The following is a 13,867-nucleotide window of genomic DNA, read 5'->3' as shown; positions in this document are numbered from 1 at the left end:
AAGAATGGCACTGAAGATCAGACTGGCCCGTGCGGGCTCGAAGAAGCGTCCTTACTACCACGTCGTCGTCGCCGACGCCCGCTCGCCCCGCGACGGCCGTTTCATCGAGGCGCTGGGTTCCTGGAACCCGCTGCTGCCGAAGGACGGCGAACGCGTGAAGGTCGACGCCGACCGCCTCAAGCACTGGCTCTCGCACGGCGCCCAGCCGACCGACCGCGTGCTGCGCTTCCTCGACGAGGCCGGCATCGCCAAACGCGAGGCCCGCTCGAACCCGAACAAGGCCCTGCCCGGCAAGAAGGCGCAGGAGCGCGCCGCCCTCTTGAAGAAGGCCCAGGAAGACGCCGCCGCCGCCGTTGCCGCGGCGAGCGCAGCACCGGCCGAGGCCGAAGCCGCGACCGCCGAATAGTCCGGCCCCTGTCGCTTACGAAACCGGCGGGCCATGGCCCGCCGGTTTGCTTTTGGATTTGCCTCCGCCTCAATAGCCTTGCGGACAGCGGGCGATATAGACGCGTCCGTAGCGGTCGCGATAGCGGCAGCGATCGGGTTCGCTGGCCCGTCCGATCAGTGCGCCGGCCACTGCGCCCACGGCGCCGCCAACGACAGCGCCCTCCACCGGATCATTCGCCACTGCGGCGCCTACGGCCGCACCGCCCAGACCACCCACAGCCGCACCCTTTTCCGTCTGCGAGCAGGCGCCAAGCGCCATGGTCAGCACCAGTATGGTAATTGCTTTCTTCATTGTCGTTCCTCTCACACGCGGATCGCCGTCCTCGCCGCCCTGTCCTTAACTCTCAGACGGCTAATTTGATCCCGTAGACAGTGAAGTTTGGCGGCGCCGGTTGCGTTGCCCTTAGGCGATACAGTTGAGATTGCTGGCTTTTTACCGCTCGGTGGCGCGCTTCAGATTGTCGAGCCCGGCCTCGAAGTCCTTGCCGATCAGCGCGTCGAAATTCATGAACAGGCCCATGAGCTTGGCGATGAACGGCCGGCCGCCCCGCATCGCCCAGGTGACGGTCGTGTTCCCGTCCGACGGCGCCAAGGTGAAGTCGACGCTGTTGTTCGCCCGGAACGGCTTTTCGAAATCGAGCTTCATCGAGACCAGCGACGACGGCACCGCGTTGACGATCTCCATGCGGCCCTTTCCGGCCTTGCTGTTGCCTTCCCAGGCATAGGCGGCGCCTTTGCCGCTTTCAGCGCCCGAGAGCGTGCGTTTCATGTTCGGATCGAGCTTTTCGAAGGGCGACCATTCGGGCCAGCGCTTGAAGTCGTTGATCAGCGGGAAGATCGCCTCGACCGGCGCGTTGATCCTGGCGGAGCGGCTGACGACGAAATCGTTCGGCCGTGTGGCGGCATAGATGAGCACGGCGGCGATGATGACGACCAGGATGATCAGGATGGTGGCAAGCATCTTTTTTCTCCTCGCTTATCGCGTCAACGGGATCAGCGCGCGCAGTCTTGCATCGCGCAGATAAAGCCCGCCCCACAGGATAACACCGAGATAGACGCCGAACAGCGTGTGCGAGAACAGCGGGCTGTCCACCCGCACCTTGGTGGCGATGGCGCCGCCCATATAGGCGGTGAGCAGGATGGCGCCGAGAACCGAGGTGCGCGGCAGTGCGTAGAGTGCGGTCGAAATCAGTCCGATGATGCCGAGCAGCCGCGCGATGCTTGGATCGGACGGCCAGCCGAGTTCAGCCATGGTCTGGGTGACGATGGCGAGCGGCGGCAGCTTCATGAGGCCGTCGAACAGGACGACGATGGCGCTGAGCACGCGCCCGGTCCACAACGCGCCGTTCGAGGCCGGCGCGGCTTCCGAGATGCTCATTGGTGTTCCCTCCGGTTGGTTGCAGCCCTGGCAGTTTTGCCGGGTTCGAGCCAAGGACGAGGGACCGTGCGACGATCCTACAAGGGTCAGTGCGCTTTTTTCAAACGCGTGCTTCAATGAGATGGTGATGGGGCGGGAGGCAACATGATCGGCGAGACCAACCTGCAAAGACTGCTGGCGTCGATGACGCCGCAACTGCTGCCCGATGTCCATGTCTTTGCGACGCTGGCGCCGGGCGTAGCCGTGCCGGACGGGCTCGATCCGATGATGAGCTTCCGGGAGCGGGAAGGCTTGACGCTGATCGTGACGGAGGACGCGGCGAAATCAGCGGGCTTTGCCGGCACGTTCCGCTGCCGGATGATCACGCTGAATATCCATTCCTCGCTGGAGGCTGTCGGCTTCCTGGCCGCCATCACAACACGGCTGGCCGCCGCCGGCATGGGCGTCAATCCGGTCTCGGCTTTCTACCACGACCATCTCTTCGTCCCGGCGGAGCGGGCAGAAGAGGCGATGGCGATACTGGCAAAGCTGGTGGAAGAGAGCCGGGCATGATGCTTCGCCGACGGCGCTTCCTGCAGCGCTGGCAATTGGCGAAGACGCGCGCGACGACCGATCTCCCCCCTTGTGGGGAAGATGGCCGGCAGGCCAGAGGGGGGCGCGAAGGAACGCCATCGTTGGCACAAATCCGATAGCGCCAGGAACTGCATTCGCAGGGATCTGCCAAGTATTTGTCTGTTAGGCTGGAGGGACAGCGCCCCCCTCTGCCCTGCCGGGGCATCTCCCCCACGAGGGGGGAGATCGGCAGTTTCAGCGTCGTGCCAACGGCCGAAGGCCGAGCCCGCGACTGCGGGCCGCCGGTCGTCCGGCGCGCCCGCGCAGCGCCCGCCGCGGCAGCGGCGGAACAGCCCGTGAGCGAAAACTAAGCCGCCTTCTTCTTGGGCTGGATCAAACCGCGCTCGACCAGCAGCTCGGCGATCTGGACGGCGTTGAGCGCCGCGCCCTTGCGCAGATTGTCGGAGACGACCCACATCGACAGGCCGTTGTCGACGGTCGAATCCTCGCGGATGCGCGAGATGAAGGTGGCGTCCTCGCCGGCCGATTCGAGCGGCGTGATGTAGCCGCCGTTCTCGCGCTTGTCCAAGACCTGGCAACCCGGCGCCTCGCGCAGGATCTCGCGCGCCTCGTCGGCGGTGATCGGCTTCTCGAACTCGATGTTGACCGCTTCCGAATGGCCGATGAACACCGGCACGCGCACGCAGGTCGCCGTCAGCTTGATCTTGGGGTCGAGCATCTTCTTGGTCTCGGCCACCATCTTCCACTCTTCCTTGGTGAAGCCGTCGTCGAGGAAGACGTCGATATGCGGGATGACGTTGAAGGCGATGCGCTTGGTGAACTTCTTGACGTCGACCTGATCGGCGACGAAGACCGCCCGCGTCTGCGTGAACAGCTCGTCCATGCCTTCCTTGCCGGCGCCGGACACCGACTGGTAGGTGGCGACGACGACGCGCTTGATGGTGGCGACGTCGTGCAGCGGCTTCAGCGCCACCACCAGCTGCGCCGTCGAGCAGTTCGGGTTGGCGATGATGTTCTTGCGCGAGAACTGCTCGATCGCGTCCGGGTTCACTTCCGGCACGATCAGCGGCACATCCGGGTCGTAGCGGAAGGCCGACGAATTATCGATGACCACGCAGCCCTGCTTGCCGATCCTGGGCGACCATTCCTTGGAAACATTGCCGCCGGCCGACATGACGCAGATGTCGGTGTCGGAAAAGTCGTAGGTGTCGAGCGCCTTGACCTTCAGCGTGCGGTCGCCGAAGGACACTTCTGTGCCTTGGCTGCGCCGCGAGGCCAGCGCCACCACCTCGCTCGCCGGGAAGCCGCGCTCGTCCAGAATGTTGAGCATTTCGCGGCCCACATTGCCCGTGGCGCCGACTACCGCAACCTTGAAACTCATAAAGATCTCCTGTCCCTCTCCGCTTGGTTGTTGGGAGAAAACCCGCCGGCCTCATGCGGGTTCCGTCCCCCGGGCCGAACCCGGGAGAGGGTGGTTAGGCCAAGGGAATCACACCGTTTTGGTGGTTTTGGCCATAGTTTTGCTGGAACGAGAGGACGCGCCGAAGCGCCCGGCCCGATATTGTGCATCGCGGCTGGGGACATCGAATGCAAGAAGAGCCGTCGGAAGGCCGCGCATCGAGGATGATCCCGTTCGGTGCCGGCTTTTACGCGCTTTGCTAAAAGAGTCAATTGGCAGTGCCTCTCCTTCTCCGCTTGTGGGAGAAGGTGGCCGCGAAGCGGCCGGATGAGGGGTGTTGGAAGGATCGCGGCGTTTAAGGAATCGATCGCTTGAAGCATTTGTTCTTCCGCCTCGTTCCTTCACGCACCCCTCATCCGTCTCGGCGCTGCGCGCCGATCCACCTTCTCCCACAAGGGGAGAAGGGAAAGCGCCGGCGCCTGCTCTATACAAGTGCGGTCGCAGGAAGTACGAACGCCCAAATATCCTTTGGCTGGCATGTGTCAGCCCGGCGTGCTGCCCGATAAGCAAGCTCCGAATTCCGAAAGAAGAAAATGTCCAGTTTCGATACTATCGTGCCTGCGCTTGCGGAGGCGCTGGAAAAGCGCGGTTACGCCGCGCTGACGCCGGTGCAGCAGGCGGTGCTTGCGCCGGAGTTGGGCCAGGCCGACGCCCTGGTTTCGGCGCAGACCGGCTCCGGCAAGACCGTCGCCTTCGGCCTCGCCATGGCGCCGACCTTGCTTGCCGGCGCCGAGCGTTTTGCCGAGGCCGGCGCGCCGCTGGGGTTGATCGTGGCGCCGACGCGCGAGCTCGCGCTGCAGGTGCGGCGCGAGCTGGAATGGCTCTATGAACTGACCGGCGCGACGGTCGCCTCCTGCGTCGGCGGCATGGACATGCGCAGCGAGCGGCGCGCGCTGGAGCGCGGTGCCAACATCGTCGTCGGCACGCCGGGCCGGCTGCGCGACCACATCACCCGCGGGGCGCTCGACATGTCGGCGCTGAAGGTCGTGGTGCTGGACGAGGCCGACGAGATGCTCGATCTCGGCTTCCGCGAGGACCTCGAATTCATCCTCGACGCTGCGCCCGCCGAGCGCCGCACGCTGATGTTTTCCGCCACCGTGCCGCGCTCCATCACCACGCTGGCGAAAAGCTACCAGCGCGATGCGGTGCGCATCTCGGCCGGCGGCGAGGAGAGGCAGCATCTCGACATCGAGTACCGGGCGCTTTCCGTCGCGCCCGCCGATCGCGAGAACGCCATCATCAACGTGCTGCGCTATTACGAGGCCACCAACGCGATGGTGTTTTGCAACACCCGTGCCGCCGTCAACCATCTCACCGCGCGCTTCAACAACCGCAATTTCTCCGTCGTGGCGCTGTCCGGCGAGCTCAGCCAGAACGAGCGCAGCCACGCGCTGCAGGCAATGCGCGACGGCCGCGCCAGGGTCTGCATCGCCACCGACGTGGCGGCGCGCGGCATCGACCTGCCCAATCTCGACCTGGTCATCCATGCCGACCTGCCGACCAATCCGGAGACGCTGCTGCATCGCAGCGGGCGCACTGGGCGCGCCGGGCGCAAGGGCGTCAGCGCGCTGATCGTGCCGGGCAACGCCCGCCGGCGCACCGAGCGCCTGCTCAACAATGCCGGCCTCACCGCTGCCTGGGCGAGCCCGCCCTCGGCCGACGAGGTTCTGAGGCGCGACGACGAACGCATCCTGGCCGATCCGGCCTTCGGCGAGCCGGTGAAGGACGAGGAGCGTGACTTCGCCACGGCGCTTCTCGCGCGGCATGGCGCCGAACTGGTGGCCGCGGCCTTCGTGCGGCTTTGCCGCGGCAGCCGCTCGGCGCCCGAGGACCTGCTCGACGTCGCGCCGTTCGCGCCGTCGAAGGAGAAGTTCTCGCGCAGGGAGGAAGCGCCCGGCCGCCGCGACGATTTCGGCGACAGCGTCTGGTTCTCGCTGTCGGTGGGACGCCGGCAGAATGCCGAGCCGCGCTGGCTGATCCCGATGCTGTGCCGCACCGGCGGCATCTCCAAGCGCGAGATCGGCGCCATCAAGATGCAGCCGGAAGAGACCTTCGTGCAGATCGCCGCCGACTGGGCCGACCGCTTCCTCGCAGCGATCGGGCCCGACCGCAAGTTGCAGGGCAACATCGCGGTGAGAAGGCTCGACGGCACGCCCGACCTGTCGCGGGCCGGATACCAGCCGCCGAAACCGGAGAAGAGGCCGCATCGCGGCAAGCGCGCGTTTGACCAGGATGCTCCCGGGTTCGAGAAGCGGGCACCGAGCGAGCGTAAGCCTGCCGGGGCGCCGGACTCAAAACCCTGGGCAAAGAAGCCCGGCAAAGCGAAATTCGAGAAGGCCGGGCCGACCAAGCACAAAAAGGCAAGGAAACGGCCTGGCTGAGCCCTCGACCCGATTCAGTGGTCCATAGCCACCTAAGGACTCGCCAGGGCAACGGAACCAACTACAGAAGTCTGCGCCGCCCCTCATCGCCCTGCCGGGCACTTCTCCCCGTATACTGACGGGGAGAAGGGGGCTGGCCGCGACCTCGGCGCTCTTCTTGCGACATTGGCGATTGGCGAAGGCGGCAACGACAGCGCCCTCTCCCGTCACTATACGGGGAGAGGATGCCGGCAGGCAGGTGAGGGGCAGCGCCTACGTCGGATAGGCAAAGACGAGGCTTTAGACCTGACCAAATGCTCTCCATTTCCGCATGCCTCTTGCGGTTCGCCGCGACTTTGAACAGTCTGGGTAGGCGCGGCAAAGGGGGACAAGGCAATGCGCGGCGAGGTGCTTCACTACGACCAGGAGCAGGGCTTCGGCTTCATCGCCGGCGCCGACGGCAAGCGCTACAGCTTCGCGCGCGAGGATTTGCGCCGCGAGATGGCGCTGGCGAGGGGCGCCGAGGTCGAGTTCCTGCCGAACGGCGACCGCGCCGGCAATATCTTTTCTGTCCGCGCCCGCATGGCCGTCCCGGCGGAGGGTCCCGCTCCAGCCGCGGCGGCCGCCCCTGCGTTGCCGGGCAGTGTGCCCGCGGCGCCGGCGCATTTTGGCCGCAACGCCGGGAACGGAACGGTCGAATCCACCGGCCTGTGGAGCTATTTCTGGCGCGGCCTGACGACGAACTACGTCAACTTCTCCGGCCGTGCACGACGCAAGGAGTTCTGGGGCTTTTGCCTGTTCTGGACGATCGGCCTCGCCGTCATTGTCAGCGTCGGCCTCTCCGTGGATTTGGGAAGCGGCATCGAACAGGGCGACGACCTGCCGATCGTCATGATCGGCCTTGTCGTTCTCTACATCCTGCTGACCTTGCTGCCATGGGTCGCGCTGATCGTGCGCCGCCTGCACGACCTCGGCGTGACCGGCTGGCTCGCGATCCTGTGCTTTGTCCCCTATGTCGGCGGGCTCGCCACCCTGGTCTTCGCGCTGATCCCGACCCAAGCCGGCGACAACAAATGGGGACCGGTGCCGGCCGGCGTCAGGATCTAGCGCCAAACGTGCATCTTGCAATTGACAGCAACTGTAGATAGTTGCGGTAAGGCGATGCAGGGGGAGTCAATGCGCGGCACTGTGTTTCACTACGACGAGGACCACGACTACGGCTATATCACCGGCGTTGACGGCAAGCGCTACATCTTCAGCCGGGACAATCTGACCCGGGGCATGACCCCAGTCGGAAGCATGCTGGTCGAGTTCACGCCGGACGACGGGACTGCGCACGACATCGTAGCCGCGAACCCACCCGCACCGTCGCCAACTGGCAGTCCGCAGCAGTTCGGCCGCACCACCGAAAACCGTTCCGCCAGGTCCATGGGACTGTGGGCCTATTTTCTACGTGCGTTCGGCGACGACTACCACAATTTCACCGGCCGAGCCCGCCCTAAGGAATTTTGGGCGTTCTATCTCTGGTTCTGCGTGGTATCTGCCGCGTTGTTCGGTTTCGGCATTTTGCTAAACCTGGCGATAAGCGGTTTCGATGATGGTCCAAAGACCTCGATCGGGCACATTCCGGCCCTGCTTTTCGTGCTGGCTGCAATCCTGCCGTCGATCGCAGTGGTCGTGCGGCGTTTGCACGACATCGGTCTCACCGGCTGGCTTGTCTTGCTTTGCTACACTCCGGTTTTGGGGGCTGTTGCCTTGCTCGTCTTCGGCCTTCTTCCATCTCAATTCAAGGAGAACCGGTGGGGGCCGATACCGGCTGGAGCCGGCCCGGCCTGAAAGCCTGCCCGAAAGCTTAGCCCAGGAACTTGGCGATGATGGCGTCGCCCATCTCGACCGTGCCGACCTCGGTCATGCCTTCCGACATGATGTCCTTGGTGCGCAGGCCGTCGTCGAGCACCGCGGCGATCGCGGCTTCGAGCTTGTCGGCTTCCGCCACCATGCCGAAGGAATAGCGCAGGCACATGGCGAAGGAGGCGATCATCGCGATCGGGTTGGCGATGCCCTTGCCGGCGATGTCGGGCGCCGAGCCGTGAACCGGCTCGTAGAGCGCCTTGCGCTTCTTGGTCTTGGCATCCGGCGCGCCGAGCGAGGCCGACGGCAGCATGCCGAGTGAGCCGGTCAACATTGCCGCCACGTCGGAAAGCATGTCGCCGAACAGATTGTCGGTGACGATGACGTCGAACTGTTTTGGCCAGCGCACCAGCTGCATGCCGCCGGCGTCGGCCAGCATGTGGTCGAGCTTGACGTCGCTGTACCTGGCCTTGTGCGTCTGGCTCACCACCTCGTTCCACAGCACGCCCGACTTCATGACGTTGCGCTTTTCCATGGAGGTGACGTGGTTCTTGCGCGTGCGCGCCAGCTCGAAGGCGACACCCGAGATGCGCTCGATCTCGAACGTATCGTAGACCTGGGTGTCGATGCCGCGCTTCTGGCCGTTGCCGAGATCGATGATCTGCTTCGGCTCGCCGAAATAGACGCCGCCGGTGAGCTCGCGCACGATGAGGATGTCGAGGCCTTCGACCACCTCCTGCTTGAGCGAGGAGGATGCCGCCAGCGCCGGATAGCAGATCGCGGGCCTGAGATTGGCGAACAGCTCCATGTCCTTGCGCAGGCGCAGCAGCCCGGCCTCGGGGCGCACCTCGTAAGGCACCTTGTCCCATTTCGGCCCGCCGACGGCGCCGAACAGCACGGCGTCCGCGGCAACAGCCTTTTCCATGTCGGCGTCGGAGATCGCCGCGCCATGCGCATCGTAGGCGCAACCGCCGACCAGCCCCTCGTCGGTGGCAAAGCCGCTGCCGAGCTTTTCGTTCATGGCGGCAATCAGCTTCTTCACCTCGGCCATGGCCTCGGGGCCGATGCCGTCGCCGGCGAGCAGGAAAAGATTTTTCGAAGCCATGGAGAACCGTCCCGGGAAAGTTTTTGAACCGCGGCCTTGCTAAACGCCGAGCGCTTGCCGCGCAAGCCTTTGAACCATCAACGGTGCGAGAGAATATTGACCAGCCGGCCGAACGGGTCGCGCACATAGAAGCGCCGTACGCCCCAGGGCTCGTCGGCGGGTCCGTATTCGATGGCGAAGCCGGCGCTCTTCATGGCATCGAACGCCATATCGACATCGTCGACCTCGATCGAAAGGTCAGGCACCGGCGTACCCGAACCGCCTTCGGCCATGAAGCTCATCTGCACCTGCATCGTCTCGGCCGAGCCGCACGTGACGATCCAGCCTTGATCCATCAACACATCAAGTCCGAGCACGTCCTGATAGAAATGTTTCGCCGCGGCGGTGTCCTGCGTGGCGATGTTGGCGACGATGCGCTTGACCTTCACCATGGGCTGATCCTCGCTTCATGCAGCCGTTGCCCAAACGGCTTGTTGAGCGAACCGCATCAGGCCGTGCGCTTGAGCGCCGTGACCTCGATCTCGATCTTCATCTCGGGCTTGTTGAGCTGGCAGACGATCATCGTCGCCGCCGGGCGGATGTCGCCGAACGCCTCGCCGAGGATCGGGAAGACCACGTCAACATAGGCCTGGTCGGTGATATAGTAATGCGCCCGCACCACGTCGGCCATCTCGAAGCCGCCGTCGCGCAATGCCTTGGCGATTGTTGCGAGGCAATTGCGCGTCTGCGCCTCGACGGTCTCCGGCATGGTCATTGTGGCATAGTCGTAGCCGGTCGTTCCGGAGACGAAGCACCAGTCGCCCTGCACCACCGCGCGCGAATAGCCGGCGGTCCTTTCGAAGGGGGAGCCAGTGGAGATGAGCTTGCGCATGGGGGTCTCTCAGGATTTGTTTCAGTCATTCTGAAATGCATCCACGATCCAGTCGTGAGCCAGACAACGCAATGCTGGCGGGACAGCGCCCCCCTCTGCCCTGCCGGGCATCTCCCCCACAAGGGGGGAGATCAGATGTCGCGCCGGCTTTCGCCAATCACCAGCGTTGCAGAATGAGCGAAGCGCCGAAACAGCCAATCTCCCCCCTTGTGGGGGAGATGGCCGGCAGGCCAGAGGGGGGCGCGAAGGATCACAGCCTAGAAGAAGTGGCTTAGGCTAATTCCCCGACCCCTGCGCCGCGTCCAGCGCTTTCTTGATATCCGCCGGCCAGTCCTTCACCGGCGGCCAGGCGTCCGGCTCGGGATTGTCGCCGCGGCGGGCGAAATAGACCTTGTGCTTCACCGGGTCGACCGCCATGAAGCCGTCATTGCCGCCGCAGTCATGCGGCACGCAGCCGCTGGCGTAGAAGGCGCCGGACGCCGTCTTTTCGGTGCCGCCGCCGACCAGCAGGCTGGTCGCCACGTCGGGCATGGCCTTGCCGAGCAGCGCCTCGGCCGCCTTGTAGACGGCCTCGTTGTGGAAGGCGTCGATGATGTTGTCGTATTTCGACGGATCGACATCCTTCCAGCCGGTGCCGGGTTCCGGCGCATAGGTGAGCTCGCCGGACGTCGTCAGCCCGGTGGTCGGCGACCACTGCAGCGCCGGCCGCGTCTCGCCCGGCAGCAGATAGGGCACGAAATAGATGGCGGCGTCGGAAACCGCGGCCGGCGGCGCGCCGCATTCGTCCTGCTCGACCGTCGTGGTCTGGATCTCGCCGTCCTTCTTCCAGACGATCACCTTGGCCGGGCCGCATTGATTGCCGCCGTCGCCGACATCGACCAGCGCCACGCTGACGTCGCCGATCTTGACGATCCTGTCGAAGAAGACGTCGTAATTGCTGGCGAGCTCCTTGCCGTCATAGGCCAGCACCTTCTCGCCATCCTGCTCCGGCTGCGTGATGGTCAGCTGGCCGCCCTCGAACGGGATTGGCGCTTGGCTATCCTCGTCGGCGGGAGTGCCTTGATCGGCCGCTCCTTGATCGGCGGCGGGCTGGTCGGAAGCAGCGGACGTTTGCGTCTGCGCGCTTGCGCCAGCCACAGCCAGAAGGATTGCCATTGAAGCGCAGGCGCAGGGCAGAAGCGAGCGTGTCATGACTGTCCCTCCATTCAGCCGCCGCAAACCCGGCCTGCGATGGCCGGCCATGAGTTCAGACCAGTCTCAGGCCCAGGGGCGCAGCTCGGCGTTCTTCTTCTCGAAGGAAGCGATGGCGCCGGCCTTCTCCATGGTCAGCCCGATGTCGTCGAGGCCGTTCAAGAGGCAGTGGCGCTTGAAGTCGTCGAGGTCGAACTTGACCACGCCGCCGTCCGGACCGCGGATCTCCTTGGCCTCGAGATCGACCGAGATCGTCGCGTTCGAGCCGCGCGAGGCGTCGTCCATCAGCTTGTCGAGGTCTTCCGGGCTGACCGTGATCGGCAGGATGCCGTTCTTGAAGCAGTTGTTGTAGAAGATGTCGGCGAACGAGGTCGAGATGACGCAGCGGATGCCGAAATCGAGCAGCGCCCAGGGCGCATGCTCGCGGCTCGAGCCGCAGCCGAAATTGTCGCCGGCGACCAGGATCTGCGCCTTGCGGTAGGCCGGCTTGTTGAGCACGAAATCCGGATTCTCCGAGCCGTCGTCCTTGTAGCGCATTTCGGCGAACAGGCCGGTGCCAAGCCCGGTGCGCTTGATCGTCTTCAGATAATCCTTCGGGATGATCATGTCGGTGTCGACATTGACGATCGGCATGGGCGCGGCGACGCCGGTGAGCTTGGTGAATTTGTCCATGGTTCCTTGCCCGTCTTCTTCTCGCTGCGGGGGATTTGCTGGCGCACGCTTTACACAAAGCAGCGGGCAAATGAAAGGCAACTGTTGGCAGTTGAGATCGCATCGCCTGCTTTCAAAACGCGGGTCTTTCGTGCACCTTGGCGGCATGACACCGACTTCGAAGGTTTTTTACGCAAGCGAGCCCGCGCTCGATGTTGCCGATTTCCGCCGCGTGCTGGTGGAGTCCGGGCTCGGCGAAACGCGGCCGGTCGATGACGAAGCCCGCCTCAAGTCGATGCTCGGCAGCGCCAATCTTGTGCTGACGGCGCGCCTCGACGTCGAAGGCAGGCCGCTTGTCGGTGTCGCCCGCGCCATCACCGACTTCTCCTGGGTCTGCTATGTCTCCGAGCTTGCTGTGTCGGCTTCGGCGCAGGGGCTGGGCGTCGGCAGGGGCCTGATGGACGAGGCCCGCCGGCAGCTCGGCCCAGCTGTCGCCATCGGCCTGATCTCGATGCCCGACGCCGTCGGCTTCTACGAGCGCATTGGCATGCAGCGCATGACCGACGCCTTCTGGTTCTCCCGCAAGCGCTGACGCCATTCACCGGCAAGTGATTGCCCGGGTCTGGCATGCCACTTGACATGCAACCATTTGGTTGCATATTAGAGTCATGAGCATGGATGCCGTCTTTCGCGCTTTGGCCGACCCGACCCGCCGGCAATTGCTGGACAGCCTCTATGCCCGGAACGGGCAGACGCTGAACGCGCTCTGCGAACGGATGGAGATGACGCGCCAGGCGGTGACCAAGCACCTGGCGATCCTGGAAGAAGCAAACCTCGTCACCACTGTCCGCCGGGGCCGGGAGAAGGAGCATTACCTCAACCCCGTTCCGATCAACGAGATCGCCGAGCGCTGGATCGGCAAGTTCGAGCGCCATCGGCTGGATGCATTGAGCGACCTGAAGAAACGACTTGAAAGGGAAGAGCCGTGAGCAACAACAGCTTCGTCTATATCACCTACATCCGCACCACGCCCGAAAAGCTTTGGACAGCGCTGACCGACCCGGAATTCAACCGCCAGTTCTTCCTCTGCTCCTATCAGGAGAGCGACTGGAAGGTCGGCTCGAGCTGGAAACTGATGTTTCCCGACGGCCGCGTTGCCGACTCGGGCGAGATCCTCGAGATCGACCCGCCAAGGCGCCTCGTCATCAAATGGCGCAACGAATGGATGCCTGAGGTGAAGGAGGACGGCTACACCCGCTGCACCTTCACCATCGAGCAGGATGGCGAGCTGATGAAGCTTGCTGTCACCCACGAGGCCGACGGCCCGCACAAGCTGATCGCAAACGTGGCCAAGGGCTGGCCGCTGGTGCTGTCGAGCCTGAAGAGCCTGCTCGAGACCGGCAAGGGCTATGAGCGCCCGCCGTCAAAGGGTTGAGCTTCGTCGCCGGACAGCCGCCAAGGAGGTTGCAATGATGCTGCCGCATGACTGGCCGCGAGCCATGGCGAACGGCGAGACGGTCATGGCTTCGGCCGAAATTCTCGCCTCGCCGGAGCAGGTCGTCGCAGCGCTCGTCACCAGCGACGTCGAGCGCTGGTGGGGCTCGACCGACACCTACCGGATGACCGGCTGGACCGCCGATCTTCGCGTCGGCGGGCGTTGGAGCGTCACGGTGCGAACGGCCGACGGCAGGCCCCTGCCCGCCGGCGGCACCTTCATCGAGATCGAGACGCCGCGCCGCATCGTGCAGACCCGGCGCTATGACTGGGACCATCCGACGCTCGGCCGTCACGAGACGACGGTCGCCTATCTGCTGGAGCCGACCGTTTGCGGCACGCGGCTCACCATCTGCCACGGCGGTTTCGCCGGCTTCCCGGACGCCGCCGCCGAGCATGCGGAGGGATGGGCGCGGGTGCTCGGGTGGCTGCAGAGGTATTTTGTTGCGGGAAGGCAGGCGGCGTAGCGCCCCCTTCTCCCCTTCTT

The 13,867-nt window shown here is 64.7% G+C and carries 18 protein-coding genes; 9 read left to right on the top strand and 9 right to left on the bottom strand.

All coding sequences use genetic code 11. The annotated features are described in order from the left end of the window. Positions 1-4 precede the first annotated feature (4 nt). Complete coding sequence (rpsP, locus tag EN874_RS21175; protein ID WP_127427112.1) at positions 5-406, top strand: 30S ribosomal protein S16; 402 nt, start codon at positions 5-7, stop codon at positions 404-406. A gap of 69 nt (positions 407-475) precedes the next feature. Here the strand turns inward: rpsP and EN874_RS21170 are convergent, their stop codons facing one another. The 3 genes from EN874_RS21170 to EN874_RS21160 all read right to left on the bottom strand — a co-directional run bounded on the left by EN874_RS21170 (position 476) and on the right by EN874_RS21160 (position 1,825). Then, positions 476-739 (bottom strand): glycine zipper domain-containing protein, encoded by a 264-nt coding sequence (locus EN874_RS21170; RefSeq protein ID WP_127427111.1) that lies wholly within the window; start codon positions 737-739, stop codon positions 476-478. Between the two features lie 141 nt (positions 740-880). Further along, positions 881-1,408, bottom strand: coding sequence for an SRPBCC family protein (locus EN874_RS21165; protein ID WP_127427110.1), 528 nt, complete (start codon positions 1,406-1,408; stop codon positions 881-883). Positions 1,409-1,423: 15 nt separating this feature from the next. Beyond that, positions 1,424-1,825, bottom strand: a complete 402-nt coding sequence (locus EN874_RS21160) for a DoxX family protein (protein ID WP_127427109.1) — start codon at positions 1,823-1,825, stop codon at positions 1,424-1,426. A 144-nt stretch (positions 1,826-1,969) separates the two neighbouring features. On the opposite strand from EN874_RS21160, the gene EN874_RS21155 reads away from it, so the two are divergent. Next, complete coding sequence (locus tag EN874_RS21155; RefSeq protein WP_127427108.1) at positions 1,970-2,377, top strand: ACT domain-containing protein; 408 nt, start codon at positions 1,970-1,972, stop codon at positions 2,375-2,377. 367 nt (positions 2,378-2,744) lie between these two features. Here EN874_RS21155 and EN874_RS21150 read toward each other — a convergent pair whose 3' ends face one another. Beyond that, a complete protein-coding gene (locus EN874_RS21150) occupies positions 2,745-3,779 on the bottom strand; it encodes an aspartate-semialdehyde dehydrogenase (protein ID WP_127427107.1) in 1,035 nt (344 codons plus the stop codon). A gap of 611 nt (positions 3,780-4,390) precedes the next feature. On the opposite strand from EN874_RS21150, the gene EN874_RS21145 reads away from it, so the two are divergent. The 3 genes from EN874_RS21145 (at position 4,391) to EN874_RS21130 (ending at position 8,053) form a co-directional block, all read left to right on the top strand. Then, positions 4,391-6,238, top strand: coding sequence for a DEAD/DEAH box helicase (locus EN874_RS21145; RefSeq protein ID WP_127427106.1), 1,848 nt, complete (start codon positions 4,391-4,393; stop codon positions 6,236-6,238). A 375-nt stretch (positions 6,239-6,613) separates the two neighbouring features. Next, positions 6,614-7,324: a DUF805 domain-containing protein gene (locus EN874_RS21135; RefSeq protein ID WP_127427105.1), complete on the top strand. Its 711-nt coding sequence runs from the start codon at positions 6,614-6,616 to the stop codon at positions 7,322-7,324. 69 nt (positions 7,325-7,393) lie between these two features. After that, on the top strand, positions 7,394-8,053 hold the full coding sequence (locus EN874_RS21130) for a DUF805 domain-containing protein (RefSeq protein ID WP_127427104.1): 660 nt from the start codon (positions 7,394-7,396) through the stop codon (positions 8,051-8,053). 16 nt (positions 8,054-8,069) lie between these two features. Here the strand turns inward: EN874_RS21130 and leuB are convergent, their stop codons facing one another. The 5 genes from leuB to leuD all read right to left on the bottom strand — a co-directional run bounded on the left by leuB (position 8,070) and on the right by leuD (position 11,907). After that, positions 8,070-9,173 carry a 3-isopropylmalate dehydrogenase gene (leuB, locus tag EN874_RS21125; protein WP_127427103.1) on the bottom strand — a complete coding sequence of 368 codons (1,104 nt, stop codon included), beginning with the start codon at positions 9,171-9,173 and terminating at the stop codon, positions 8,070-8,072. 77 nt (positions 9,174-9,250) lie between these two features. Then, complete coding sequence (locus EN874_RS21120) at positions 9,251-9,601, bottom strand: VOC family protein (protein WP_127427276.1); 351 nt, start codon at positions 9,599-9,601, stop codon at positions 9,251-9,253. A 59-nt stretch (positions 9,602-9,660) separates the two neighbouring features. Continuing rightward, positions 9,661-10,044 carry a RidA family protein gene (locus EN874_RS21115; RefSeq protein ID WP_127427102.1) on the bottom strand — a complete coding sequence of 128 codons (384 nt, stop codon included), beginning with the start codon at positions 10,042-10,044 and terminating at the stop codon, positions 9,661-9,663. 276 nt (positions 10,045-10,320) lie between these two features. Then, a complete protein-coding gene (locus EN874_RS21105; RefSeq protein WP_127427100.1) occupies positions 10,321-11,235 on the bottom strand; it encodes a hypothetical protein in 915 nt (304 codons plus the stop codon). Positions 11,236-11,301: 66 nt separating this feature from the next. Then, positions 11,302-11,907 carry a 3-isopropylmalate dehydratase small subunit gene (gene leuD, locus EN874_RS21100; RefSeq protein WP_126086807.1) on the bottom strand — a complete coding sequence of 202 codons (606 nt, stop codon included), beginning with the start codon at positions 11,905-11,907 and terminating at the stop codon, positions 11,302-11,304. 145 nt (positions 11,908-12,052) lie between these two features. On the opposite strand from leuD, the gene EN874_RS21095 reads away from it, so the two are divergent. The 4 genes from EN874_RS21095 to EN874_RS21080 all read left to right on the top strand — a co-directional run bounded on the left by EN874_RS21095 (position 12,053) and on the right by EN874_RS21080 (position 13,847). Further along, positions 12,053-12,478 (top strand): GNAT family N-acetyltransferase, encoded by a 426-nt coding sequence (locus tag EN874_RS21095; protein ID WP_127427099.1) that lies wholly within the window; start codon positions 12,053-12,055, stop codon positions 12,476-12,478. A gap of 76 nt (positions 12,479-12,554) precedes the next feature. Further along, complete coding sequence (locus EN874_RS21090) at positions 12,555-12,875, top strand: metalloregulator ArsR/SmtB family transcription factor (protein ID WP_126086805.1); 321 nt, start codon at positions 12,555-12,557, stop codon at positions 12,873-12,875. Continuing rightward, entirely contained in the window at positions 12,872-13,321 is a 450-nt protein-coding gene (locus tag EN874_RS21085; protein WP_127427098.1) for an SRPBCC family protein, read from the top strand. The genes EN874_RS21090 and EN874_RS21085 overlap by 4 nt, the downstream gene beginning before the upstream one ends. A 34-nt stretch (positions 13,322-13,355) precedes the next feature. After that, the gene (locus tag EN874_RS21080) at positions 13,356-13,847 is read left to right on the top strand and encodes an SRPBCC domain-containing protein (RefSeq protein WP_245513621.1); all 492 of its coding nucleotides are present in this window, start codon (positions 13,356-13,358) and stop codon (positions 13,845-13,847) included. Positions 13,848-13,867 lie beyond the last annotated feature (20 nt).

This window comes from Mesorhizobium sp. M1D.F.Ca.ET.231.01.1.1 (genome assembly GCF_003999155.2).
Lineage (GTDB): Bacteria > Pseudomonadota > Alphaproteobacteria > Rhizobiales > Rhizobiaceae > Mesorhizobium.
The sequence above is the reverse complement of the archived record's forward strand: the minus strand, read 5'-3'. Positions and strand labels throughout refer to the sequence as shown.